The sequence below is a fragment of the Altererythrobacter sp. KTW20L genome (assembly GCF_023501975.1).
GTDB lineage: Bacteria > Pseudomonadota > Alphaproteobacteria > Sphingomonadales > Sphingomonadaceae > Alteraurantiacibacter.
This window is the reverse complement of sequence record NZ_JAMFLH010000002.1, coordinates 227,957-246,646: the sequence shown is the minus strand read 5'-3', so window position 1 is coordinate 246,646 and position 18,690 is coordinate 227,957. Positions and strand designations below refer to the sequence as shown.

The 18,690-nt window shown below is 65.0% G+C and carries 26 protein-coding genes; 8 read left to right on the top strand and 18 right to left on the bottom strand.

What is annotated here, in order from left to right; genetic code table 11:
- Nucleotides 1–54: 54 nt before the first annotated feature.
- From M3P36_RS02805 to M3P36_RS02790, 4 genes are all read right to left on the bottom strand, one after another.
- Nucleotides 55–435 carry a response regulator gene (locus M3P36_RS02805; RefSeq protein ID WP_249700493.1) on the bottom strand — a complete coding sequence of 127 codons (381 nt, stop codon included), beginning with the start codon at nucleotides 433–435 and terminating at the stop codon, nucleotides 55–57.
- Nucleotides 432–1,280, bottom strand: coding sequence for a metallophosphoesterase family protein (locus M3P36_RS02800; RefSeq protein WP_249700491.1), 849 nt, complete (start codon nucleotides 1,278–1,280; stop codon nucleotides 432–434). Before M3P36_RS02800 ends, M3P36_RS02805 begins: the two co-directional genes overlap by 4 nt.
- A complete protein-coding gene (locus M3P36_RS02795) occupies nucleotides 1,273–2,100 on the bottom strand; it encodes a diacylglycerol kinase family protein (protein WP_249700489.1) in 828 nt (275 codons plus the stop codon). The genes M3P36_RS02800 and M3P36_RS02795 overlap by 8 nt, the downstream gene beginning before the upstream one ends.
- Nucleotides 2,101–2,162: 62 nt before the next feature.
- Complete coding sequence (locus M3P36_RS02790; protein WP_249700487.1) at nucleotides 2,163–2,423, bottom strand: hypothetical protein; 261 nt, start codon at nucleotides 2,421–2,423, stop codon at nucleotides 2,163–2,165.
- 282 nt (nucleotides 2,424–2,705) lie between these two features.
- Between M3P36_RS02790 and M3P36_RS02785 the strand changes: the two genes are divergently transcribed.
- A complete protein-coding gene (locus M3P36_RS02785; RefSeq protein ID WP_249700485.1) occupies nucleotides 2,706–3,014 on the top strand; it encodes a UrcA family protein in 309 nt (102 codons plus the stop codon).
- Between the two features lie 143 nt (nucleotides 3,015–3,157).
- On the opposite strand, the gene M3P36_RS02780 is transcribed toward M3P36_RS02785, so the two are convergent.
- From M3P36_RS02780 to M3P36_RS02770, 3 genes are all read right to left on the bottom strand, one after another.
- Complete coding sequence (locus M3P36_RS02780) at nucleotides 3,158–3,952, bottom strand: LytR/AlgR family response regulator transcription factor (RefSeq protein WP_249700483.1); 795 nt, start codon at nucleotides 3,950–3,952, stop codon at nucleotides 3,158–3,160.
- Nucleotides 3,949–5,232 (bottom strand): sensor histidine kinase, encoded by a 1,284-nt coding sequence (locus M3P36_RS02775; protein WP_249700481.1) that lies wholly within the window; start codon nucleotides 5,230–5,232, stop codon nucleotides 3,949–3,951. Before M3P36_RS02775 ends, M3P36_RS02780 begins: the two co-directional genes overlap by 4 nt.
- A gap of 99 nt (nucleotides 5,233–5,331) precedes the next feature.
- Nucleotides 5,332–6,855: a fumarate hydratase gene (locus M3P36_RS02770; protein ID WP_249700479.1), complete on the bottom strand. Its 1,524-nt coding sequence runs from the start codon at nucleotides 6,853–6,855 to the stop codon at nucleotides 5,332–5,334.
- A gap of 147 nt (nucleotides 6,856–7,002) precedes the next feature.
- On the opposite strand from M3P36_RS02770, the gene M3P36_RS02765 reads away from it, so the two are divergent.
- From M3P36_RS02765 to M3P36_RS02750, 4 genes are read left to right on the top strand one after another with little or no spacing between them, the layout of a single operon-like run.
- Complete coding sequence (locus tag M3P36_RS02765) at nucleotides 7,003–7,623, top strand: protein-L-isoaspartate O-methyltransferase family protein (RefSeq protein WP_249700477.1); 621 nt, start codon at nucleotides 7,003–7,005, stop codon at nucleotides 7,621–7,623.
- A gap of 2 nt (nucleotides 7,624–7,625) precedes the next feature.
- Nucleotides 7,626–9,074: a TolC family outer membrane protein gene (locus tag M3P36_RS02760; protein ID WP_249700476.1), complete on the top strand. Its 1,449-nt coding sequence runs from the start codon at nucleotides 7,626–7,628 to the stop codon at nucleotides 9,072–9,074.
- Between the two features lie 20 nt (nucleotides 9,075–9,094).
- Complete coding sequence (locus M3P36_RS02755; RefSeq protein WP_249700473.1) at nucleotides 9,095–9,574, top strand: DUF2497 domain-containing protein; 480 nt, start codon at nucleotides 9,095–9,097, stop codon at nucleotides 9,572–9,574.
- 2 nt (nucleotides 9,575–9,576) lie between these two features.
- Nucleotides 9,577–9,951 carry a (2Fe-2S) ferredoxin domain-containing protein gene (locus M3P36_RS02750; RefSeq protein WP_502798350.1) on the top strand — a complete coding sequence of 125 codons (375 nt, stop codon included), beginning with the start codon at nucleotides 9,577–9,579 and terminating at the stop codon, nucleotides 9,949–9,951.
- Here M3P36_RS02750 and M3P36_RS02745 read toward each other — a convergent pair.
- A complete protein-coding gene (locus tag M3P36_RS02745; protein ID WP_249700468.1) occupies nucleotides 9,948–10,253 on the bottom strand; it encodes a hypothetical protein in 306 nt (101 codons plus the stop codon). The two genes, M3P36_RS02750 and M3P36_RS02745, sit on opposite strands and share 4 nt — an antisense overlap.
- Before the next feature lie 111 nt (nucleotides 10,254–10,364).
- On the opposite strand from M3P36_RS02745, the gene M3P36_RS02740 reads away from it, so the two are divergent.
- The 3 genes from M3P36_RS02740 to xth all read left to right on the top strand — a co-directional run bounded on the left by M3P36_RS02740 (nucleotide 10,365) and on the right by xth (nucleotide 11,996).
- Nucleotides 10,365–10,805, top strand: a complete 441-nt coding sequence (locus tag M3P36_RS02740; RefSeq protein WP_249700466.1) for a CBS domain-containing protein — start codon at nucleotides 10,365–10,367, stop codon at nucleotides 10,803–10,805.
- A gap of 75 nt (nucleotides 10,806–10,880) precedes the next feature.
- Nucleotides 10,881–11,210, top strand: a complete 330-nt coding sequence (locus M3P36_RS02735) for a HesB/IscA family protein (RefSeq protein ID WP_249700463.1) — start codon at nucleotides 10,881–10,883, stop codon at nucleotides 11,208–11,210.
- Between the two features lie 12 nt (nucleotides 11,211–11,222).
- Nucleotides 11,223–11,996: an exodeoxyribonuclease III gene (gene xth, locus M3P36_RS02730; protein WP_249700461.1), complete on the top strand. Its 774-nt coding sequence runs from the start codon at nucleotides 11,223–11,225 to the stop codon at nucleotides 11,994–11,996.
- Nucleotides 11,997–12,083: 87 nt separating this feature from the next.
- On the opposite strand, the gene M3P36_RS02725 is transcribed toward xth, so the two are convergent.
- From M3P36_RS02725 to M3P36_RS02680, 10 genes are all read right to left on the bottom strand, one after another.
- Nucleotides 12,084–12,731: a cell wall hydrolase gene (locus M3P36_RS02725; RefSeq protein WP_249700458.1), complete on the bottom strand. Its 648-nt coding sequence runs from the start codon at nucleotides 12,729–12,731 to the stop codon at nucleotides 12,084–12,086.
- A 209-nt stretch (nucleotides 12,732–12,940) separates the two neighbouring features.
- Nucleotides 12,941–13,285, bottom strand: coding sequence for a DUF1491 family protein (locus M3P36_RS02720; protein ID WP_249700456.1), 345 nt, complete (start codon nucleotides 13,283–13,285; stop codon nucleotides 12,941–12,943).
- Nucleotides 13,282–13,764: a PaaI family thioesterase gene (locus tag M3P36_RS02715; RefSeq protein WP_249700454.1), complete on the bottom strand. Its 483-nt coding sequence runs from the start codon at nucleotides 13,762–13,764 to the stop codon at nucleotides 13,282–13,284. Before M3P36_RS02715 ends, M3P36_RS02720 begins: the two co-directional genes overlap by 4 nt.
- Nucleotides 13,739–14,200 carry a PTS sugar transporter subunit IIA gene (locus tag M3P36_RS02710; RefSeq protein ID WP_249700453.1) on the bottom strand — a complete coding sequence of 154 codons (462 nt, stop codon included), beginning with the start codon at nucleotides 14,198–14,200 and terminating at the stop codon, nucleotides 13,739–13,741. The genes M3P36_RS02715 and M3P36_RS02710 overlap by 26 nt, the downstream gene beginning before the upstream one ends.
- A gap of 130 nt (nucleotides 14,201–14,330) precedes the next feature.
- On the bottom strand, nucleotides 14,331–14,906 hold the full coding sequence (gene hpf / locus M3P36_RS02705; protein WP_249700451.1) for a ribosome hibernation-promoting factor, HPF/YfiA family: 576 nt from the start codon (nucleotides 14,904–14,906) through the stop codon (nucleotides 14,331–14,333).
- Nucleotides 14,907–14,961: 55 nt separating this feature from the next.
- On the bottom strand, nucleotides 14,962–15,648 hold the full coding sequence (dnaQ, locus tag M3P36_RS02700) for a DNA polymerase III subunit epsilon (RefSeq protein ID WP_249700449.1): 687 nt from the start codon (nucleotides 15,646–15,648) through the stop codon (nucleotides 14,962–14,964).
- A 35-nt stretch (nucleotides 15,649–15,683) separates the two neighbouring features.
- Nucleotides 15,684–16,274, bottom strand: a complete 591-nt coding sequence (gene coaE, locus M3P36_RS02695; protein WP_249700447.1) for a dephospho-CoA kinase — start codon at nucleotides 16,272–16,274, stop codon at nucleotides 15,684–15,686.
- Complete coding sequence (locus M3P36_RS02690; RefSeq protein WP_249700445.1) at nucleotides 16,271–17,140, bottom strand: shikimate dehydrogenase family protein; 870 nt, start codon at nucleotides 17,138–17,140, stop codon at nucleotides 16,271–16,273. The genes coaE and M3P36_RS02690 overlap by 4 nt, the downstream gene beginning before the upstream one ends.
- Complete coding sequence (locus M3P36_RS02685; RefSeq protein ID WP_249700443.1) at nucleotides 17,137–17,715, bottom strand: Maf family protein; 579 nt, start codon at nucleotides 17,713–17,715, stop codon at nucleotides 17,137–17,139. Before M3P36_RS02685 ends, M3P36_RS02690 begins: the two co-directional genes overlap by 4 nt.
- On the bottom strand, nucleotides 17,712–18,557 hold the full coding sequence (locus M3P36_RS02680; protein ID WP_249700441.1) for a pyruvate, water dikinase regulatory protein: 846 nt from the start codon (nucleotides 18,555–18,557) through the stop codon (nucleotides 17,712–17,714). The genes M3P36_RS02685 and M3P36_RS02680 overlap by 4 nt, the downstream gene beginning before the upstream one ends.
- Nucleotides 18,558–18,690: the final 133 nt, after the last annotated feature.

Below are 18,690 nucleotides of genomic sequence, written 5' to 3'. Positions count from 1 at the left end.
TATCAAAAAGGGCGGTCCTGCGGGGCCGCCCTTTTTCGTTTCATATTTTGAAGATCAACCGGAGAGCATCCCCTCGACCGCGCTGACCAGCTTGTCCATCGACACCGGTTTGGCAAGATAGCCGCCCGCCCCGGCCAGGCGCACGCGACCTTCCTCCTCGCGCCCGGCAAAAGCGGTAATGGCGAGGATCGGAATGTCGCGGGTGGCCTGGTCCTTCTTGAGCAGGCGGATCAGGCGCAGGCCGGATATATTGGGCAGGCTGATATCCATCGTGATAAGATCAGGGTGAAACCGCTCGACTTCGGCCAGCACCGCCGCGCCATCGCTGACCAGGGCCACGTCATAGCCATGCGCACCAAGCGCTTCGTGATAGAACATGCGGTTCAGCAGGTCGTCCTCGACCACAAGGATCTTGAAAAGGATCTTGCCGCTCATGGAGCGCGCAACTGAGGATCTGCCGCCTTGTTCCCGCTGTCCTCCCCGTCTGCGGGCGGGGTTGCGTCCTCGGGCACATCGTGGATCATCATTTCTGGGGTGGAGCGGCCCTCGAGATTGCGCACCGTCACCGTCAGTTCGCGGCCATCCCAGTGCAACTCGTTGAAACTGGGAGGGGTGGTGCGCAGGCGGTGCGACAGGGTGCCCGCGCCGATCATCCGCACCAGGCCGTTGGCCGTCGGCTCCATGATGTCGAACGCATCGTGCACATGGCCCGTCAACACCGCCAGCACATTGCGCTTTGCCAGTTCGGCCAGGGCTTTCGTCCCGCCGCGGGTCAGCGCCGTTCCCCTGGTACCCGCTTCGCGCAGGGGATGGTGTGCAGTGACCAGGGCGTGCGTGCCCGGTGGCAGGGCATCGATCTGCGCCAGGCAATCGGCCAGGGCGCGGCTGGTTACCCAGCCCTTTGACCAGTTGAGCCGTGGCTGGGCCGACACATTGGTGTTGAGCGGGACCAGCGCGATATCGGCAAATTCGAGCCGCCGTTCGACCACTTCACGAAAGGCATTGAACCGGCCGAACGGGCGCAGGTAGCGCGATGGCAGGTAGTAGTTGGGCAGATCATGGTTGCCCGGCTCCACCGTCACCGGAACATCCAGGCCGTGGATCCACTTTTCGGCGGCGGCGAATTCGCGGTGGCGCGCGCGCATCGTGAGGTCGCCGGTGATCGCCACGGCATCGGGACGCAAGCGATCAATTTCGCGCCGCACCCAGTCGAGCGCGCCCACGTCCTCAACCCCGAAATGGATATCACTGAGGTGAAACAGGAGGACAGGATCAGGCATGGCTCTCGAAGGCTAGCAGATCGACTTCGCATCGGACCAGTTCAAACCGGTCGGAAGTGCAGGCCTCGGCCGGTTCGCCATCGAGCAGCAAGCCGAACTCCTCGCCTTCACTCCCGGTCAGGGTGACCGCCGGAACCGATCCCAGCAAATCATGCGGGCCTTCGCGGAAATTGCGCCGCAGCAGGGCCACAGCCTGGGCGAGATATTCGCCCGGCTCTTCGGCGTGGAAGGCGGTCACCTCGATGCCGTGCGCGGTCGGATCGAGCAGCAGCAGCGGATAGCCTTCGGGCCGCCCCATCGGTGGAACGGTGCAGGCAACACCGGGAGCGGCCAGGGTTTCGGACATGGCCGCCACGGTGCCACTGGCGAACTCCACCACATCGGCCTCGCGCATCGCCTCGCGCACATGGTTCCACGCGGTGCCGGGACCGGCCAGCAACCCCGCATAGGCCCGGCCTGCCGTGCACCGGATCACTTGCGGACGGAGGCGCTGCAGCTTGCCGGTGTGGAAGGCGGCAATCACCTCCTCGCTCGACGCATCGCCGTGCAGGCGGTGGTAAAGCAGGTTCATGGTCCCTCCCGGCAGGACCAGCACCGCGCCGCCCCAGCCCGCCAGCGCATCGAGCGTAGCCTTGATAGTGCCATCCCCGGTGAAAACCGCAACGAAGTCGATATCCCCGGCATCGAGTTCGGCCGGTACGGGGAGCGGTTCATCGGGGAACGATACATGGCGTGCCAGGGCCGATCCGTCCGCTGTCAATTGCTGCATCAGCGAATCGAGCGTCTCGGCATCGTTGCTGCCGCTTTTCGCATTGGACACGAGGCAGAATTTGGATGCGCGAACCACGCCGGGACAGCGATCTGCAGGCCTTCCGGTTCCCACTACATGCGCCCGGTCAGGATGGCCCAGCCAGCGGCCGCGTTGCACGCCGTATAGATGGCATAGGCCCAGCCCCAAGCGCTGTCGGCCTGCGCTGCCGCCATGGCCACGACCAGCACGGCAAATTCGAGCACCAGGGTGAGGCGCGATGACACCGCACCGCTTCCGGTAAATGCCCGCACCACTACGTGCCCGCTCGCCAGCACGGCGCTGTGCAGCGCGAAGCTGGCAATACCCAACAGGAAGACGATACCCACGGCCATGCGCGCCTTGTGCCTCCTGCCTCGCAGAAGGGCAATTGCGGTTAGCGGGGAAAGCCCGGAATGCCGTTGGTGGACCTTGCTCGGCTGTTGGTCGGCCCGGGCAATCGCCGGTCGATGGCTGGCTGCCGCAGGTCGAGACTGGCGCGCTTTGCCCGCAGCCCGGCCCTAGATCTGGTCCTGCGCCGCGGCCGCTCCAGTCCCAGCGGTCGCGGCGCAACCTGCGAGGCTCCCCGAGGTTTCGGAGCCTTCGGGTGGGAGGTCCAACCAAGGAAGGAGAAGGGCATGTTCAAGACCATTTCAATCGCGCTGGCAGGAGCCGCGCTGCTCGCCACCGGATCGGTCGCGGCACTGGAACGCGATACGCGCACCACCGGCGTGACCTATCGCGATCTCGACCTGGCGACCGAGGAAGGCCGCAACGAACTCAACCGCCGCATCGACAGCGCCGCCAAGCAGGTGTGCGGGATGAACGAGCGGCAAACGGGATCCCACATCGTGCCACGCGATGCCCGCGAATGCTACCGCAACGCCAAGCGTGATTTGCAGAGCCATTTTGCTCGGGTCCTGGCAGACGGAGCCCGGGCAGGCTGATCGTCCCCCGGTATCGGGCGCCGGTTGCTGCCAGTCTCCGCAGTCCGGACCCTGGAGAAGGGCGCTCGACCCCGGGCGCCCTTCAACTTTTTGTGATAAATTAAATAGTTCGAGTCGTGCTCAGCGCACGGCCCCAAACGCGCTCAGCGCCCGGCCATGGCCTTGACCCGCTTCAGGTAGGTCCGCCCGATCCGCAGTTCCGTGTCGGTCTCCCCGTCCCTGGCTTCCAGCTCGACGCACCACACGCCCAGCCCTTCGTGCCGCAGGCCGCGGATCATGTCGCGCCTGAGGATGGTGGACCGGTGGATGCGGATGAACCGCTCGGGATCGAGCCGCGCTTCAAGTCCGGCGATCGTCTGCAACAGCAGGTATGAACTGCTGCCGACGTGAAGCCGCACATAGTCGCGCTCGGCATCGATACGGCGCACTTCGGCGGCGTCGATGCGCAGCAGTTCCGAACGGTTGGGCACCCAGAATTCGGTCTGCCATTCGGAAGTCGGACCAGTGCCTGAAGGCCCGTTGCCCGGCAATTGGCCATCCGCCTTGTCGCGGCGAGCCAGGGCGCGACCGATGGCCCGTTCCAGCCGTTCGCCCGCAACCGGTTTCAGGACATAGTCCACAGCGTCCAGATCGAACGCCTCGACCGCGAAGTTTTCGTGCGCGGTAACGAAGATCACGGCGGGCGGGGCGGGACGACTGGCCAGTTCACGCGCCACGGCAAGGCCATCAGTACCCGGCATGGTCATGTCGAGCAGCAGCAGGTCGGGCAGCAGCTTTTCCGCCAGGCGCAGCGCCGCACGCCCGTCGCTGGCCGTGCCGACCACCTGCAAGCCGTCAATCTCGGCGCAGAGCACCTGCATGCGCTCAATCGCCAGCGGCTCGTCATCGACGATCAGGGTACGCAGGGAGGGGCGCTGGGTAGTTGGCCTATCGGTCATTGCGCGGCTTCCCGCTTGTGGATGCCGTGGGTGATCGGCAGGCGCAGATGGGTGGCATAGCCGCCGGGCACCGGACCGGACACGACCGTGGCTTCCTTGCCGAACCGGGCCGCCAGCCGCTCGCGCACATTGGTAAGGCCGATGCCGAAGCCATCGCGCGCCGGGCCGCCGGTGTCTGCAGGCGTGCCGTTGTCGGAAACGCTCAAGACCAGCCGGCCATAGTCCTCGACCGCCGAAATGGTGACTTTCACCTGGTCGCCCGATGGCGCAACCGCATGCTTGACCGAATTTTCCACCAGTGGCTGCAGGATCATCCCGGGCACCAGCACGTCCTCCAGATCGGGCGGCACGTCGTATTCCGCCACCAGCCGCAGCGGAAAGCGCACACCCTCGATATCAAGGTAGAGCTTCTGCAGCGCGATCTCGTCGGCCAGCGGCACGTCGCTGGTGGGATCGTCGGCCAGGCTGCGGCGATAGAAGGTGCTGATCATCTGAATCATCCGCTCGGCCGCTTCTGTCCGCCCGGTCAGCACCAGGGCTGAGAGTGAATTCAGCGTATTGAACAGGAAATGGGGGTTCACCTGGTAACGTAGAGAGCGCAATTCGGCCGCCTTGGCCGCGCGGCGATAGGTCCCCTCGCGCCGTTCAGCCGCGCGCGCCTTCTCTCCCGTCAACAGCGCAAGGTAGAGCGCGCACCAGGCCAGCATCATGAAATAGCGGCCATAGGCGACCTCGACCACTTCCTGCCAGTATGTGCCCTGCAGCCGGGCAGCAGGGACGGTGACAATATCCTGTGGTCCGTTGCCCGCACTGACAGACGCATCGATTGGCGCATCGATTGGCGCTCCGGGCATGGCACGAGCCGGGATATCGACCAGCAAGTCGCCCGACTGGTCACGGTGGACAGTGAAGCCGCGCTGTTCTGCCGAACGGGCGAACACCCGCTCCTCCATCGAAGCGAAGACCATCTGGTTGGCCTGGGCGATCAGCAGGGCCACCGGCAGCGACAACAGCAGGGCTGCGCCGATCTTGATCCACATGGCACGGCCATCGAACAGGCGCAAGATCAGCCACAACCCCACGGTGATGACCACGCCGGCGATCGAAGATAGCGCCCGCCGCCAGGTTGCCTCGAAAGTGAAGCCAAGGTCCACCAGCTCGCCACGCAGGGTGGTGAGGACGAAGTAGCACAGCCACAGCCCCACGATCGACAACAGTACCGTGCGGAACGGTACGCGTGCGTGATCCTGATCTGTCTGCTCCGCTTCCATCCTACGCATCTAGCCCGCCCTCGCAGCGCTATGCCAGCCCCGCGTAGCCTGCCGGTCGGCCCTGATCGCCGCTTGGTCGATCAATAGGCTCGATCAGCCGAAGCCGCTTCAGGCTTTCAGTAGCCCCTCTTCAGCAATCTTGCGCTGCCAGTGAAGCGGCGCGAGCTTGTGGACGTTGTTGCCATCCGAATCCACAGCCACGGTCACCGGCATGTCCTTAACTGTGAACTCGTAGATCGCTTCCATGCCCAGATCCTCGAAGCCGACCACCCGCGATTCGCGGATCGCCCGGCTGACGAGGTAGGCCGCGCCGCCGGTTGCCATCAGGTAGGCCACCTTGTGCTTGGCGATGCAATCGACCGCGCCCTGCCCGCGCTCGGCCTTGCCGATCATCGCCAGCAGACCCCGGTCGAGCATCATGTCGGTGAACTTGTCCATCCGGGTGGCCGTGGTGGGGCCGGCCGGGCCGACAACCTCGCCCATGACCGGATCGACCGGGCCGACATAGTAGATTGCCCGGCCACTGAAATCGACCGGCAGCTCCTCGCCCGCCGCAATCATGTCGGCAATGCGTTTGTGCGCCGCATCGCGCCCGGTCAGCATGGCACCGCTCAACAGCAGGCGGTCGCCGTGCTTCCAGCTCTGCACTTCTTCGCGGGTCAGGTTGTCGAGATCGACCTTCTTCGCCTCGACATCGGGCTCCCACTGGACATCGGGCCACTGGTCGAGATCGGGCTGCGGTAGGAAAGCAGGTCCCGAGCCGTCCAGCGTGAAATGGGCGTGGCGCGTGGCCGCGCAATTGGGGATCATCGCCACCGGCTTGCCCGCCGCATGGCACGGCCAGTCGAGTATCTTCACGTCGAGCACGGTGGAAAGCCCGCCAAGCCCCTGCGCGCCCACGCCGGTGGCGTTGACCGCGTCGAAGATGTCGATGCGCAGCTTCTCGATATCGTTCTGCGGTCCGCGCGCTTTCAATTGCGCCATGTCGATCGGTTCCATCAGCGACAGTTTGGCCAGCTTCATGCAGTGTTCCGCCGTGCCGCCGATTCCGATGCCCAGCATGCCCGGCGGACACCAGCCGGCCCCCATGTGGGGGATCTGCTCGAGCACCCAATCGACAATATTGTCGCTCGGGTTCATCATCTTGAACTTGCTCTTGTTCTCGCTCCCGCCGCCTTTGGCCGCGACATCGATCGAGACCGTGTTGCCCGGCACCATGTCCACGCTCAGCACGCAAGGGGTGTTGTCGCGGGTGTTGCGGCGGGTGAAGGCCGGATCGGCCAGGATCGAGGCGCGCAGCTTGTTTTCCGGCAGGTTGTAGGCGCGGCGCACGCCTTCATCGACCACGTCCTGCAGGCTCTTGTCCGATTCCAGGCGGCAGTCCTGCCCCCATTTGACGAACACGTTGACGATGCCGGTGTCCTGGCAGATCGGCCGGTGGCCCTCGGCGCACATGCGGCTATTGGTAAGGATCTGCGCGATCGCGTCTTTCGCTGCCGGGCCCTGCTCCACCTTGTAGGCCTCGCCCAGCGCGAGGATGTAGTCCATCGGATGGTAGTAGGAGATATATTGCAGCGCGTCGGCCACGCTCTCGATGATATCCTTTTCGCGGATAGTGGTAACGCCGTTCATCGAAGCCAGTCTCCTGCTGATACAATTTCTGACACGCCGGGGGGCTGGTTGCTGCTATGCCGCCCGAAGTGCCCCCAAAGCCCCCTTGGCCTGCCGCCCTCATACGCCTAAGGCTCGCTCCATCAAGAGTGACGAGAGAACAGAACCGTGACCACCGTCGTATCCCCAGAGCAAGACGCACCAACTGGCAACAGCTTCACCGCCGCCCGCCGTGCGATGATCGACAGCCAGCTGCGCACCAGCGGTGTCACTGCCGATGTCACCATTGCCCGTATGCGTAGCGTTCCGCGTGAGCAGTTTGTTCCGGCAGCCATGCGCGATGTGGCCTATGTCGATCGCGCCGTACCGCTCGGCGATGGACACTTTCTCCCCTCCCCGCTGGTGCATGGTATGATGCTGCAGGAAGCCGCCCCTTTGCCGACCGACAATGTGGTGGTGGTCGATTGCGGCAGTGGCTACCTCGCCGAACTGGTCCGTCCGCTGGTCGCAGGGCTGACCATCCTGTCCCCCGCAGAAGCGCAAGGCGCAGCTGGCAAGGGTGCCAAGGCGGATCTCATATTGATCGATGGCGCCATCGAGCAGCTGCCCGCCGGCCTCGCCAATCGCCTGGTCGATGGCGGGCGCGTGGTCACCGGACTGGTCCAGGACGGCGTGACCAGTCTGGCCCGCGGACGCAAGTCCGGCAGCGAGGTCGCCTTCCTTAAACTGGGTGAAATCGGCATCCCGCGCCTCCCCGAATTCGACAAGCCGAAAGGCTGGAGCTTCTGATCATGATCCGTTTCGGCCTGAAAGCTTCGCTGCTGGCTCTATCGTGTCTTGTTGCCGCACCCGCAGCGGCAGACACCCTGCGCGAGGCGCTGGCCCAGGCTTACCAGACCAACCCGCAGCTCGAAGCCGCCCGCGCCCAGCAGCGCGCCACGGATGAAAGCGTGGTGATCCAGCGCTCGGGCGGCTTGCCATCGGCCGATGTGTCGGGCAGCTTCACTGAATTCGTCAAGCAGAGCTCGACCAGCTTCACTTCGCCCGAACGGTCGGTTTCCGCCAACCTCAACCTCGGTGTGCCGCTCTATACGGGCGGCAGCGTGCGTAACGGCATCCGCGCGGCCGAAGGGCGGATCGAAGCCGGACGCGCGGACCTGCGGGGCACCGAAAGCGCATTGTTCAGCCAGGTCGTGGCCGCCTACATGGACGTGATCCGGGGCGAGGCGATTGTCGGCTTGTCGCAGGGCAACGTCGAGGTGCTGTCGGTCAACCTTGAGGCAACCAGCGACCGGTTCGAAATCGGCGATCTCACCCGCACCGATGTGGCGCAGTCCGCCAGCCGGCTGGCCCTTGCCCGTAGCGACCTGCAGTCGGCCGAGGCCAATCTCGCCATCGCCCGCGAGAACTACGTCGCCCTGGTCGGGTCGGCTCCCGGCGATCTGCAACCGCCACCACCATTGCCAGGCCTGCCCGCCAGCATCGAAGTGGCCGAGGATGCAGCGCTTGAAAACAACCCCGACCTGATCGCCGCGCGCGAACGGGCCGAGGCTTCGGGCTATGACATCCGCGTGGCGGGTGCCGGTCGCCTGCCCCGGCTGGAAGCCTTTGCCACCGGCGGATACCAGAACTTCCTCGGCACGCTGGGCGCGATCCCCGGCACTGGTGCCGCCTCGCAGGTCAGCACTTCGGCCCAGGCGGGGCTCAGGCTGTCGGTGCCGTTGTTCCAGGGTGGCCGGGTGGCAGCCCAGCAGCGGCAAGCGCAGCAGCAATCGCTCGCCCAGATCGAACAGGCCATCGCCACCGAACGCAATGTGCTGGCGCAGGTGCGCGGCGCGTGGGCGAGCTGGCGCGCGGCCAATGCCATCATCGCCAGCACCCAGTCAGCCGTCGATGCCGCAGAATTGAGCCTGGAAGGCGTGCGGGCGGAAAATTCCATCGGCAATAGGGATGTCCTCGACGTGCTCAATGCCGAACAGGAACTGCTGGCAGCGCGGGTGCAGCTGGTGACGGCACGACGCAACGAATATGTTGCCGGATTCACCCTGCTGGCCGCCATGGGCCGCGCCGAAGCGCGCGACCTCGGGCTGGAAAGCGAAGGCGTGCTCTACGATCCGGTGGTCAACTATGACCGGGTCCGCAACATCATCTGGGACTGGCAGCGCGATCCCGATCCTGTCGCCCGGTCCACGCGCACCGTTGACATACCCGCGCAGGGTGGCGACATTCCGGACAACTGAGGTACCAGGTGGGGACATTCATGCGGCAGGAAGGCGAACCCTCGGTCGAGGAAATCCTCGAATCGATCAAGAAGGTGATCGCGCGCGACAACCGCGACAGCGCCGAAGCCGTGCGTCGCCGCCGCGAAACCGAAGGCCTGATAACCCGCCCATCTTATGAAGAGGCGGTGGCGCAAAGCGATGACGGTGAGGAATTGGGCGATGACGACGTGCTCGACCTTGGCACCATGTCGCAGCAGGTCGAGGAAGCCGTGGCCGCCGAAGGCCTGACCAATGCCGGGGCCGCCGATGCCATGCGCCAGTCGCTCGCCGCGCTGGCGATGCTGGCCGAACCCTCTGCTCCGCCGCGCATCGTGCGTTCGGGCGAAACGTCGATCGAAGGCCTGGTGCGCGAAATGCTGCGGCCGATGATGGCGCAATGGCTCGATGCCCATCTGCCCGGCATCGTCGAACGGCTGGTCAAGGCGGAGATAGCCCGCATCGCGGGCAAGAAGCGCTGACCCTGTCCTCTTCCGCAAGCGATCTCAACCAGGCTGAACGCGCACTCGACAAGATCGGCGGGACGCACATCCAGCGGCATATCTTCCTGTGCGGAATCTCGGAAAAGCAGCAGTGCTGCAACCGTGAACAGGGCGAGGCGAGCTGGAAGTTTCTCAAGCGGCGGCTCAAGCAACTGGGCCTTGTGGCCGATGGAGGAGTCCAGCGGACCAAGGCCGATTGCCTGCAGGTCTGCGTGGCAGGCCCTGTCGCCGTCGTCTGGCCTGACGGGGTGTGGTACCATTCGTGCACGCCTGAAGTGCTCGAACAGATCATCCAGCAGCACCTGATCGGCGGAGAGCCGGTCGAGGAATACCGGCTGAAGCCGGCGAAAGCCTAGGGCTCCAGTTCGTCCAGCGAGTTATCGACCGACTCGTCGTGCCCGGTGCCGGATGACAGGAACACCAGACCCATCAGCGCGCTCATCAGCAGCATGGCGGCAGCAATGCCCAGCGCCGTGGCAATGTAGAAGTGGACCGATACCAGCCCCACTTCCTTGTAGATCATCACCAGTGCGACGATGACCACGCCGGTGGTCAGGCCGAACATCAGCCGCATCAACCGGCGATAACGGGCCCAGGCATGGGCGGCAGTCTGCGGATCGTCGAGCGGGGACCGTTTAACGGGTGTGTTCTGGACCATTGCCCCCACATGGGCCTTCCGGCCTGCCTGCGCAACGGTGCGTGTTCATGCCCATTTGGCGGGACTCGACATTTCGTGCCATTATCCCTGCGGGAGAAGGAGGAACGCGCCATGTCGATTGCCAGGATCATCGAGGACCGCCAGCAGGATATCATCAGTTGCACGGCCAGGGACAGCGTGCGCCACGCCGCTGCCTTGCTGGCCGAAAAGCGCATCGGCGCCATGCCGGTGATGGATGGCAACAGGGTGGCGGGCATCTTTTCCGAACGCGACCTGCTCTATTGCGTGGCAAAGGAAGGCGGCGCTGCGCTGGACCGGGCAGTGGGCGAAGTGATGACCGCGCCTGCCATCACCATCGATCCGCGGCAGGACGCATTGCAGGCCATGACCCTGATGACCCGCCGCCGCATCCGGCACCTGCCGGTGGTCGAAGGCGCCGGTGAGGGGGCGCGCTTGCTCGCCTTCGTTTCCATCGGCGACCTGGTGAAGCACCGCATCGAACAGATCGAGGCCGAGGCCGAGCTGATGCGCGAATATATCACCAGCGCCTGAACCGGGCGCCTGATTTGTCCCAAGGCTTGAGGCCCGAGACTTGAGGTCGGCGGCGCCAGGCCCTACATGGGTGCCATGGCCCAACCCCTGATCCTGACTCAGTCCGCTGCCGCCCGCGTGGCGCTCATCGCCGGCAAGCAGGGCAAACCTGCCGTGCTGCGGCTTGCCGTAGAGGGCGGGGGCTGTTCGGGCTTCCAGTACAAGTTCGACCTGGCCGACGGGCCGGATGGCGATGACCTGGTCAGCGAAACCGGCGGTGTCAGGCTGGTGGTCGATCCGGTCAGCCTCGACCTCGTGTCGGGCGCAACGGTCGATTATGTCGAATCGCTGGGCGGCGCGGCCTTCAAGGTGGAGAACCCGCAGGCCGCCGCCGGGTGTGGCTGCGGCTCCAGCTTCGGCATCTAGGCCGAACGCCGCGTGAAGATCGCCAGCTTCAATATCAACGGTATCAAGGCCCGCCTGCCGCGCCTGCTCGAATGGCTGGAGGAAACCCGCCCCGCGGTCGCCTGCCTGCAGGAAATCAAGACGCAGGACGAAGGCTTCCCGGCGGAAGAATTCGAGAAGATCGGCTATCATGCCGTGTGGCATGGCCAGAAGGGCTTCAACGGGGTGGCGATCCTGGCCGATGGCGTGGCCCCGGTCGAAATGCAGCGCGGCCTGCCGGGCGACGATAGCGACGAGCAGGCACGCTATCTGGAGGCGGAGGTTAACGGCGTGCGGGTGTGCAACCTGTACCTGCCCAACGGCAATCCGCAGCCCGGCCCCAAGTTCGATTACAAGCTGGCCTGGATGGAGCGCCTGCGCACGCGGTGCCGCCAGCACCTGGCCGGCGAGATGCCCACGGTGGTGCTGGGCGATTTCAACGTCATCCCCGGAGACCGGGACGTGTGGTCGGTGCGGGCGATGGAGAACGATGCGCTGATGCAGCCGCAGTCGCGCGATGCCTATGCCCGGTTGCTGGCCGACGGCTGGACCGATGCCATCGCCACGCTCAACCCGCGCGGCGGGGTCTGGACCTACTGGGACTACCAGGCCGGTGCCTGGCAGCGCGACCACGGCTTCCGTATCGACCACCTTCTGCTGTCACCCGACTGCGCCGACCGCCTTGTCGCCGCCGGAGTGGACAAGGATCACCGTGGCCGGGAAAAGGCCAGCGACCACGCTCCGGTGTGGGTCGAGCTGAAGGACTAGCCGCTCAAGCAACGCTGTTGCCAGCCGGAACTGTCCCGAAGCGGAAGGAATCGCGGCGAGGATGCAGGACCGGATGGGCCTGCAAAATCACCTATAAAATATATGGCTATCGATCCGCGCCACGCTGGCCTTGCGGCCTGCCCAGCTCGGGCGGACGTGGGTGGCGTGGAAGAACAGCGAATCGTCCACTTCGCTCGCCCACAGGTCCTGGTGGGCGATGCGAGCAATGGCGCGGGCGCGCTGCCAAGCGGTGGATGACGTGTTGGGCTGCGGGATGCGGCCGTTGCGCACGAAGGAAAACTGGCTGCGCTGGGTCACGACCGAACAATAGTCATCAGGGAACTGGTTCGAGTCCGTCCGGTTGATGACCACGCGAGCAACGGCGAGCTGGCCGCCCAGCGGTTCGCCGCGGGCTTCGAAATAGACGGCCTGCGCCAGGCAGGTCAGCTCCGGCGACAGCGCGTCACCGGCCGGAAACGTCGCGACAAGGGCATGGAGTGTTTCGGCCGTTGGTCCGGGCTGGGCCTCGGGGGCGGAGATATCCTGCACCACGGGCTCGGAAACGAAGCGGACCATTTCGGGCGCTTCGACCACCGGTTGGGTGGGAACGGCCGCAGGCTGGTCGGCCTGGGTCTGGTCCTGGGCAATGGCGCCGGTCAGGCCGGTGCCGGAAACAATGGCAATCATCAGGGCAGCCGAAGCGAACGCCCCGGCTCGGAGGGTCTTGCGAATCATTACTGAGGAAACTCAGGGCGGTGGGTAACCCGTCGCAGGCCGGCCTTGCTGCGCACCTTGCCGGTGCCTTAAACAAGACCTGCGATCCCGAAATAAGGAACCTGCCGGTTTGCCCCCCGTCTGCGCACCAAAGTCACCGGCTGTATTGCCGGCCCGCATTGGCTACGCTGGGGAAGTCGGGGCGGCACATAGCGATGGCCGGCCGCCTGTCAACCAGTCGTTCCCTGGTTGCCGATGAAACGTTCCGCATTTGCGATATCCAGCTCGACGATCCAGATGTCCGGATCCTGCCGCTTGCGACGGTCGCAATATTCGCTGAATTCATGCGGGTTTTCAGGGTCTTGTGACTTCGAAAGAGTCCATTTCCTGCTGCCATCAAGCTGCGGCATCCGATCGTACAACCGCGCGTTTGTGCCGTTTTCGCAACAGATTACCAGCAAAGTCCCAGCGTCGCGTTCACCCTTTGCAATAACCATTCCGAAGCCGCCTTCGGCCTGGACCGCGCGGATCAGGCCGCCTGCCTCGACATGGGCGGGAAGGCGCGCATCGGTCATTCCGGTGCCCGATAACCGGGCAGGCCCGCCAGTTCGATCGACGAGCGCATGAAGGTTCCGGTCCCGCGCCCGATTTCCTCGCCCTCGCTGTCGATCAGGTTCGCCTCGGCCACGAACACCCGCCGCCGCCCGCTGATCCAGCGGCCATGCGCCGTGACCTCGCCCGAACGGACGGGCTTGGTGAAATGGAGGTTGAAGGCCGTGGTCAGCAGGAAACGGTCCGGAACCAGCGAATTGGCCGCATAGAAGGCCGCATCGTCGAGCATCTTGAAATAGATCGTGCCGTGCGCCGCCCTGGCCGCGTGATGCATGGTCTCGTCCACACTGAACACGATGGTCGAATGCTCGGCTTCGGCAATATGCAGGCGCGAGTCGAACAGCGCGTTGACCGGCGCGCTGGCATAGAGTGCCTCGAGCGCGCGAAAATGCGTGCTCGACGCGAGGAGGCCAGAATCAGGCGACGTCGCGGTCCGTGACATTGGTCAGCAAGCCATAGATCGCTTCGACATCGGGCGCATCGGCCAAGGCATCGCGCATGTCCTCGTCGCGCATGATGCGCGATATTGCGGCCAGCGCATGGAGATGGCTCGCCCCGCTGTTCTCGGGTGATAGGAGGCCGAACACCAGGTCCACTGGCAGGCCGTCTGCCGCGTTGAAATCGGCCGGATGCCGCAGGCGCAGCAGCGCGGTGACGGGACGCTGGATTCCCGCGATGCGGGCATGGGGGATCGCCACCCCGCGCCCGAACCCGGTGCTGCCGAGCGCCTCGCGCTCCTCCAGCAGTTCGAGCACCTGACCGGCATCCAGCTCCCAGCTTGACGCGAACAGCTTGCTCAATGCAGCCAGAATCGCCTGCTTGCCATCGGCGTCGACGATTGCCACCGATTCGGGCTTTATGGCGAAGTGTGCATCCATGGTGTCAGTCTCTGGGTAAGCCGGAACAAGCCGCGTCAGCCGAATGGGCCACGAAGGCTTTGTAAAGGTTCAAGAATCGCCAAGAAAAACAGCGATCTGGACTGGCGGGCCAATAGGCAGCCCGCCGCGATCAGGACGGTTCGACCCAGCCGATCGATCCATCGCGGCGGCGGTACACCATATTATGCCGCCCGGTGCCAGCATTTTTGAAGAACAGCGCGTTGGTGTGCCGCAAGTCGAGCAGCATGACCGCGTCCGACACGCTGACTTCGGGGATATCGACCCGCGTCTCGGCGATTACCGGCGGGGCATCGGCGCCCTGGTCCTCGTCCTCTTCGGCTTCGGGTTCGACATAGGCGAAGACGGTATAGGCGGCATCTTCCTCGCGCTGGGCATGGGCGGCCTGTTCGTGGCGGTCCTTCAGCCGGCGGCGATAGCGGCGCAGCTGCTTCTCGATCTTGTCTGCTGCCTGGTCGAACGCCACGTGCACATCGTGCGCCTCGCCGTGGCTCTTGAGGATCAGGCCCTGGTTGACGTGCAGCACGATATCGCAGTCGAACGCGTGGCCCGGTGCCTTGCCGAAAGTAACCGCAGATGACAGCGCCCGACTGAAATGCTTGTCCACAATCGATCCGAGACGGTCGGAAGCGTGCTCCTGCAGGGCAGCGCCGGTGTCGATCTGGTGGCCGGAAACGCGGATATCCATAGCTTGGTCTCTCCTTCGATGATCCTCGAAACTCTATATAGGAACCGATTGGGACCTAATTAAGCCATAAAGGGGCTTTCAGTGTTTCAAGAAATTCCGCGTGGCGGGCCAGTTCCTCTGCCGTGGCGGCGTGGGGCCGGGCGGGGCGCAGCACGCCGCCTGTACGCGGGCGGAACGTGGTGATTTCGACCGTGGTGACAGTCACTTCGCCTGCCAGCTCCAGCCCGATCTGGCGCCCGCCGGTCAATTCGACATAGACCTGGGCCAGAAGCTCGGCATCGAGCAGCGCGCCGTGCTTCACCCGGTGGCTGCGGTCCACGCCATAGCGGGTACACAGCGCATCGAGGGAATGCTTGGCTCCCGGATGACGGCGGCGGGCTATGGCCAGGGTGTCGACCATCCGGTCGAGGCTGATCGGTTCATGTGCACAAGCCGCCAGCTCGGCATTGAGGAAGCCGAAATCGAACTGCGCGTTGTGTGCCACCAGCGGACTGTCGCCGAGGAAAGCCAGCAGGTCTGCGGCAATGGCGCCGAACAGCGGCTTGTCGGCCAGGAAGGCGGAACTCAGGCCATGGACGCGCTCTGCCTCCATCGGCATGTCGCGCTGCGGGTTGCACCAGGCGTGGAAATTGCGACCCGTGGGGCAGCGGTTGACCATTTCCACACAGCCGATTTCCACCAGCCGGTCGCCCGACAGGGGATCGAGGCCGGTGGTTTCGGTATCGAAGACTATTTCGCGCATGATCGGACTATCGGACTCAGGGCGGGCGCTGGCAACTAGGCTTTGAGGCTTGCCACCAGCTTCGCCACGGTTTTTGCGGTCTGTTCCAGTGGTCCGCTACTGTCGATCACGAAGTGGGCGCGGGCGCGCTTTTCTCCATCGGGCATCTGGGCGGCGCGGATGGCAGCGAATTTCTCCTCGGTCATGCCCGCCCGCGCCATCACCCGCTCGCGCTGGACAGCGGCCGGAGCGGAGACAACCACCACGCGGTCCACCTCGTGCACGAGATCCTTCTCGAACAGCAGGGGGATATCGAACACGATCAGCGGGGCTTCCCGGTGCTCGGCCAGGAACTGCGCGCGGGCGGCCTGGACCGCCGGATGGACCAGGGCTTCGAGCCTGGCGAGAGCCGCCGGATCGCCGAACACCTGTGCGCCCAGCCTGTCGCGCCGCACGCCGTCCGGCCCGGTCGTGCCGGGAAAGGCCGCCTCGATGGCTTCGACCAGCGCGCCGTCCGGCCCCTGCAGGCGGTGAACCTCGGCATCGGCATCGAACACCGGCACACCCAGGTCGGCAAACATGCGCGCCGAAGTGCTCTTGCCCATGCCGATCGAGCCGGTGAGGCCGATGATGAGCGGGCGCTTCATTTTGCCAGCAGCGCCCGCAGACCGGCGTCCCCGTCATCGCGTGGCGGCGGCGAACCGAAGAACTTCTCGAAGGCCACGGCCGCCTGCCCGATCAGCATCGACAACCCGTCGATCGTGCGAAAACCGGCACCGCGTGCCGCCTGCAACAGGGGTGTGTCGGCGGGATAGGTGACGATGTCATAAAAGATCGAACCGGGCGGGGCATGGGTTAGGTCGAACAGCAGCGGCGGCTGGCCCGCCATGCCCAGCGGGCTGGCGTTCACCACCAGGTCGAAACAGCCTTCGCGGTCATCGAATGCAAAATCGGTGGGGTCGGCAAAATGCGACAGGTCCGCCACGTGATGTTCGCCCTCGGGGTCAATCTCGTCGAGGATGGCGCGGGCCTTGGCCGGATCGCGGCCCGCCAGCACCACCATCACCCCCTGTTCGGCCAGCGCCGCCACGATGGCCCGCGCCGCGCCGCCTGTGCCCAGCACGCGGGCCATGCGGAAATAGTGCGGCGTTTCGAGCATGGGCAGCAGCGGCTCCATGAAACCCGCCATGTCGGTGTTGGTGCCGATCAACCGCACCTCGCCCGACCGTTCGCGCCGGGTAATGGTATTGACCGCGCCGACCATTTCCGCGCCGATTTCCAGCCGGTCGAGGAAGGGCATCACCGCCTGCTTGTGCGGCATGGTGACATTGCACCCGCGCCACAGCGGATCCTCGCGCCGTTTGGCGAGATAGCTTTCCAGCCCCTCAGCCGTAACGTGGGCCGCGCGATAATCCGCCGCGATGCCCAGCGTGCCGAGCCAGTAATTGTGGATCGCCGGGCTCTTGGATTGCACGATGGGGTCGCCGATCACTTCGGCATAGGGCAGGGTCATGCAGGCAGCTCCGCCATGTCACGCAACGCACCGAGCACCGGCAGCAGGGGCATGCCGAGGACGGTGAAGTGGTCGCCCTCTATGCTGTCGAACAGTTGCACACCCATAGCCTCGATCCGGAACACGCCCACGCAATAGCCGACTTCGGGCCATTCCGCAGCGAGATAGCTTGCGATGAAGTCATCGCTCAGGTCGCGGACATGCAGGCGTACGACGGCCGCATGGTCCCACACGACAGCGCCGCTTCGCGCAAGTGCCGCTGCCGAGTGCAATTCCATCTCCTTGCCCGAGAAGAAGCGCAGGTGAGTAGCGGCATCTTCGCGGCTGGCGGGCTTGTCGAACCGGCGGCCGTCACAGACCACCAGCGAATCGCTGCCCAGCACAAGCGCAGCAGCCTCGTCCACGGCCAGCGCCTTGGCCCGGGCAAGGGCGAGAGCCACCTGGGCGGGCGGGGCATCGCCCAGCGCGGCTTCAACCGCGCGCTCGTCCAGCGCTACGGGGCGCGCCTCGAATGCCACACCCGCAGCCGTCAGCATTGCCTGCCGCGAGGCACTCTTGGAAGCCAGAACAATCATATCGGCTTCGGTCCCACCACCTCGGGATTGGTCCGCGCCTGCCGCTCCTGGTAAAGCTTGATCACCGCAGCGGCAGTCTCTTCGATCGAGCGCCGGGTGACATCGATCACCGGCCAGCCGTTGTCGGCGAACATGCGGCGGGCAAAGGCGACTTCGGCTTCAACCCGCTCTTCCGAGACATAGGCCGTCTCGGTCCGTTCGTTCAATGACAGCAGGCGGTTGCGGCGGATCTCGATCAGGCGGCGCGGAGCAGTGGTGAGGCCCACGACCATCGGCCCACGCAGTTCGAACAGCGAGGAAGGCGGCGGGCTTTCCACCACCAGCGGGATGTTCGCCACCTTGAAGCCGCGGTTGGCAAGGTAGATGCTGGTTGGCGTCTTGGAACTGCGTGACACGCCCGCCAGCAGGATATCGGCCGCTTCCCAGTTCTCCCAGCCGATCCCGTCATCGTGGGCGATAGTGAACTGGATGGCATCGACCCGGTCGAAATAGGCCTGGTCCATCACGTGGCGCGCGCCCGGGCGGGCATGGGCTTCCTGTCCCAGCCGGTCCTCCAGCGCATGGGTGACGGCATCGAGCGCGGCAATATGCGGCAGGCCGAGCAGGCGGCAGCGCTCCTCCAGCCGGGCGCGGGTTTCGGGATTGGCGAGAGTAAACAGCACCAGGCCGGGATTGGCCTTGAACTCGTCCATGATGCGGTCAAGATGCTGGCGCGAGCGGACCATCGGCCAGAAATGGCGCGTGACATCGGCATCGTCGAACTGCGCGAGAGCCGCCTTGGCGATCATCTCGAGCGTTTCGCCGGTTGAATCCGACAGGAGGTGGAGGTGCAGCCGGGCCATGTGGACAAGTGGCAGCATAAACCACGGGAGGGAATGGCGGACAAGCACGGGATGACATTTCACCCCCGCTACCGGTCATTTGGCGAGATGCCTTGTGGACAGGCAGCCAGGCTTTTCAACAGGCCGGGGATAG

Bases quoted from the DNA above. Each gene is read 5' to 3' on its own strand.
- M3P36_RS02805 (WP_249700493.1), bottom strand. From the start codon at position 435: ATGAGCGGCAAGATCCTTTTCAAGATCCTTGTGGTCGAGGACGACCTG.
- M3P36_RS02800 (WP_249700491.1), bottom strand. From the start codon at position 1,280: ATGCCTGATCCTGTCCTCCTGTTTCACCTCAGTGATATCCATTTCGGG.
- M3P36_RS02790 (WP_249700487.1), bottom strand. From the start codon at position 2,423: ATGGCCGTGGGTATCGTCTTCCTGTTGGGTATTGCCAGCTTCGCGCTG.
- M3P36_RS02785 (WP_249700485.1), top strand. From the start codon at position 2,706: ATGTTCAAGACCATTTCAATCGCGCTGGCAGGAGCCGCGCTGCTCGCC.
- M3P36_RS02780 (WP_249700483.1), bottom strand. From the start codon at position 3,952: ATGACCGATAGGCCAACTACCCAGCGCCCCTCCCTGCGTACCCTGATC.
- M3P36_RS02775 (WP_249700481.1), bottom strand. From the start codon at position 5,232: ATGCGTAGGATGGAAGCGGAGCAGACAGATCAGGATCACGCACGCGTA.
- M3P36_RS02770 (WP_249700479.1), bottom strand. From the start codon at position 6,855: ATGAACGGCGTTACCACTATCCGCGAAAAGGATATCATCGAGAGCGTG.
- M3P36_RS02760 (WP_249700476.1), top strand. From the start codon at position 7,626: ATGATCCGTTTCGGCCTGAAAGCTTCGCTGCTGGCTCTATCGTGTCTT.
- M3P36_RS02755 (WP_249700473.1), top strand. From the start codon at position 9,095: ATGCGGCAGGAAGGCGAACCCTCGGTCGAGGAAATCCTCGAATCGATC.
- M3P36_RS02745 (WP_249700468.1), bottom strand. From the start codon at position 10,253: ATGGTCCAGAACACACCCGTTAAACGGTCCCCGCTCGACGATCCGCAG.
- M3P36_RS02740 (WP_249700466.1), top strand. From the start codon at position 10,365: ATGTCGATTGCCAGGATCATCGAGGACCGCCAGCAGGATATCATCAGT.
- M3P36_RS02735 (WP_249700463.1), top strand. From the start codon at position 10,881: ATGGCCCAACCCCTGATCCTGACTCAGTCCGCTGCCGCCCGCGTGGCG.
- M3P36_RS02725 (WP_249700458.1), bottom strand. From the start codon at position 12,731: ATGATTCGCAAGACCCTCCGAGCCGGGGCGTTCGCTTCGGCTGCCCTG.
- M3P36_RS02720 (WP_249700456.1), bottom strand. From the start codon at position 13,285: ATGACCGATGCGCGCCTTCCCGCCCATGTCGAGGCAGGCGGCCTGATC.
- M3P36_RS02715 (WP_249700454.1), bottom strand. From the start codon at position 13,764: ATGTCACGGACCGCGACGTCGCCTGATTCTGGCCTCCTCGCGTCGAGC.
- M3P36_RS02710 (WP_249700453.1), bottom strand. From the start codon at position 14,200: ATGGATGCACACTTCGCCATAAAGCCCGAATCGGTGGCAATCGTCGAC.
- hpf (WP_249700451.1), bottom strand. From the start codon at position 14,906: ATGGATATCCGCGTTTCCGGCCACCAGATCGACACCGGCGCTGCCCTG.
- dnaQ (WP_249700449.1), bottom strand. From the start codon at position 15,648: ATGCGCGAAATAGTCTTCGATACCGAAACCACCGGCCTCGATCCCCTG.
- coaE (WP_249700447.1), bottom strand. From the start codon at position 16,274: ATGAAGCGCCCGCTCATCATCGGCCTCACCGGCTCGATCGGCATGGGC.
- M3P36_RS02690 (WP_249700445.1), bottom strand. From the start codon at position 17,140: ATGACCCTGCCCTATGCCGAAGTGATCGGCGACCCCATCGTGCAATCC.
- M3P36_RS02685 (WP_249700443.1), bottom strand. From the start codon at position 17,715: ATGATTGTTCTGGCTTCCAAGAGTGCCTCGCGGCAGGCAATGCTGACG.
- M3P36_RS02680 (WP_249700441.1), bottom strand. From the start codon at position 18,557: ATGGCCCGGCTGCACCTCCACCTCCTGTCGGATTCAACCGGCGAAACG.